General features: G+C 45.0%; 3 protein-coding genes. All 3 read left to right on the forward strand.

Translation table 11 applies throughout. The features are described from left to right. Positions 1-470 precede the first annotated feature (470 nt). The 3 genes from ACN0IC_RS14745 to ACN0IC_RS14755 all read left to right on the forward strand — a co-directional run bounded on the left by ACN0IC_RS14745 (position 471) and on the right by ACN0IC_RS14755 (position 3,063). Positions 471-1,007: a GNAT family N-acetyltransferase gene (locus tag ACN0IC_RS14745; RefSeq protein WP_039926376.1), complete on the forward strand. Its 537-nt coding sequence runs from the start codon at positions 471-473 to the stop codon at positions 1,005-1,007. Between the two features lie 137 nt (positions 1,008-1,144). Further along, on the forward strand, positions 1,145-1,510 hold the full coding sequence (locus ACN0IC_RS14750) for a DUF2007 domain-containing protein (RefSeq protein WP_039926374.1): 366 nt from the start codon (positions 1,145-1,147) through the stop codon (positions 1,508-1,510). An 80-nt stretch (positions 1,511-1,590) separates the two neighbouring features. After that, on the forward strand, positions 1,591-3,063 hold the full coding sequence (locus ACN0IC_RS14755) for a DUF5677 domain-containing protein (protein WP_007149976.1): 1,473 nt from the start codon (positions 1,591-1,593) through the stop codon (positions 3,061-3,063). Positions 3,064-3,157 lie beyond the last annotated feature (94 nt).

Here is a 3,157-nt window from a genome sequence, read left to right on the forward strand (position 1 = left end):
TAACAAGCGGCGGCAGGCGGATCAAATTTCCGCTCGTTCCTCGCTCCAATTTGCCCGCTGCGCCGGGCGTTAATACTTTGGGAATCGAATGATCGACTGGATAGCCTTTATACTTGTTTTTTTCCTTATTTCAGGAGCAGAGGTAACTACACGGAAACGCGCAATTGATAGACGTATATCCCGAAAGAAGGCTGCTTTAGTGCTAACGGGGAAGTTTGTCCTGATTTTGTTTGCTTATGCGCTTTCCGACGTTGCTTACAGAAAGTGGGCGGGATTCTCCCCTAGCCCTTTCTTGTACAAGGGAACCTGGTATGTTTTTGGGATCGGCATGCTTGCGGTCTACGTTGGTATGATTTCGACAATGTTGCGTAAGCTAACTGAAGCAGGGATTTACAAGTGATTAACAAGGCAAAGCACGCGACAAGCGCGTGTTCGCGGCGTTATGCTTCACAAAGAAAAAGGAACTTTCGATGTTTAAAATCGAGACTAAGCGTCTGATTATTAGGGACATGACTCCGAACGATGAAGATGCTTTTGTTGCTATGTCTCAGGATGCTAAATATCAGCGTTTCTATGACGAAAGCGATTGTGACCCTAATAAATATCGAGAGTTAACAAGCTTGTTTATCGCTCAGGCTTCTGAGAAGCCAAGAAAATCATACCAATTAGCTGTCGAATGTAAGGTGTCAGGTGAGTTCGTTGGGACTGTTTGTTTACGCCTAGAGGACAATCAGCAGGCTTCGATGGGGTGTGCATTTTCCAGAATCTCTCAAGGTAATAAGTTAAGTCATGAAGCCGCCTTGGCTCTGGCAGATTTTGGTTTCTCGGAGTTGGGAGTTCGCCGCATTTATGCGGAGACAATCAGTAAAAACTTGCCAGCTATTAAGCTCTGTAAGTCTCTGGGTATGCGCCAAGAAGCACATTTTAGAGAGCATCGTTTTTTCAAAGAACAGTGGTGGGATACAGTGGTTTTGGCAGTCCTTCGAACCGAGTGGGGCAAGGCATAACAAACTGTTCAAGAGGGATTCGCAACGCGTGGCATTTTCACTATGCGTTGATTTAAGTGATTAAGGTGGTATGCGGCGGCTTTTGTATTGCGTTGCTCACCCCTTAACAGGGCGTTATGTTTTTGGGGAGGGTGTGAATGCGAAAGCTGTTCAGCACCATTGATAGAACAGAAGCTTGGAATGCTAAATTCTTGCTGGAGTCGAATGGGGTTCCCATCTATATCGGTGGAGAACACACTGGCCTAGCCCCGGGAGTGGTGGTTTCAGATGCTTATACCGTATGGGTTTGTCTGGATGAGCAGTTCGAGGACGCTTATAGGTTTATGGAGGATGACTCGCACGAGATTTCATGCCCAATAAGCGTTGATGAATTCTATAGAGCCACTGAAGAAGCGAAAAAGGAAAAAAAGCCATGGAGCTCAGATAGAGTAATGCTTCCACTAATGGCTGCTGCAGCTCTTGCTTTTGTCGTATGGATTGTTAGTCGAATTTCGGAAACATAACAAGGGCCTGCAAGCCGACCTTCGGCGGCTGAGGCGGGCGTTAGCTTTCCGAGTCGCACTTCAGCATGGATTGAAATTGAATGCCAAAAAGTAAAAATAAGAGAAAGAAGTCACGTAGTGGTAAAAATAGGACTTCTCTGCAAGATCACAAAAAAGTTGGGAAACAGCTACAGTCGGGTTTTGCTGTAGTGGCTGATAAGGTCACTTTTTCGTCTTGGTCTAATGAGAGACTCCCCGAAATGATTTGGGCTGCCATCATCCGAGTGATTGATGGCCAAGATTACGCTATTGAGGAATTCCGAAGAATACTTTCATTCATCGGTGAGCATGACGAAAAAGATCAGTTTTCAGATATTTCCTTAACTGGAATTTCAAAACTTCCTGATACGCTAAGAGAGCAATTCATAGGGGTTATCTTAGAAAATAAAACCACCGCATCAGCGCTAGTGGTTTTACTTCTATTTGATAACTTACCTGCAAGGGAAACATGGGTTAATTTATTACCTAAAGAAGAGCCCGACATATCTATTTTGATGGATGCTGTGGGTTTCAATCTGCCGCATCAGTCTCAAGAAGCTACGGACTGTCGCTGGCTAAAATTAATGGCACAGGTGATTTCAGGGAAATTTCATGTGCCACGGGAAATGGCAGAGGAATGGTTTGGCTATCCGTATGAAGGTGATCTAAGAAAAATACGACCATCCATTCGAGCCTCCGAAATGGCTGAAAATCCACTGGTAGAGAAAGACTTGGCGTGGCCAAACGCTTTCTGGGACGAAGCGTGGAGAAACTCGCCTTGTTTAGCCCTTATGGAGGAAAAAGAATCAACAATTGAGGAAGTACCTTCTGTCTCTCGAACTGATATAACGTCGCTTCTTCATGAAATCGAATCACACTGGTCTGATACACACTCTACAACCGCTATTGATGCGACGCACGATGCTGTATTTGGTATAGCACTTTATGTAGTAAAAGTCCTCGACGAAATGCTAGGTATAGGTATTGGAACCGGTATTCTGGGAAGGCTTGGCCTCAGAACAATCCTAGAAGCTCATATTTCACTGAGGTATTTGTTGCATAAAGATGATACTGAATTATGGAAGAAATGGCGTGCTTATGGGGCGGGGCAAGCGAAATTAAACGCCTTGCGATTTGATGAGCTAATGGACCCGCCCAAACACATTAACCAGAGCACCATTGAGGCGATAGCCGGCGAAGACCTTTGGGAAGAGTTTCTAAACATCGAGCTAGGGAGCTGGAGTGGCTTGGATCTCAGGAAAATTAGTGAAAAAGCAGGCGTTAAAGATGCCTATGACGCGCACTATTCATGGACTTCTGGGTACTCACATGGAACATGGGGGGCGGTTCGAGAATCCTGCTTCGAAACATGCGGAAACCCACTTCACAGGCTCCATCGCTATCCGAAGCAACAAAGTCTGCCCGATACAATTTCAGATGCTTGCCTATTGGTTAATGCTATATTGGATGACCTCGACAAATCTTATCCTGGATTTTCTCACAGGATTGCTGATTCAAGTGTTGAAAATGAATAAAAAGCTAACAAGTCAAAGCACGCGGATGTCGCTACGCTCCGCTGATCTGTAACCACTTTTGTGGACAGAGTTTTCTGTTCATAAGAGAGGTGTA

Source organism: Litorimonas sp. (genome assembly GCA_029936425.1).
GTDB lineage: Bacteria > Pseudomonadota > Alphaproteobacteria > Caulobacterales > Maricaulaceae > Litorimonas.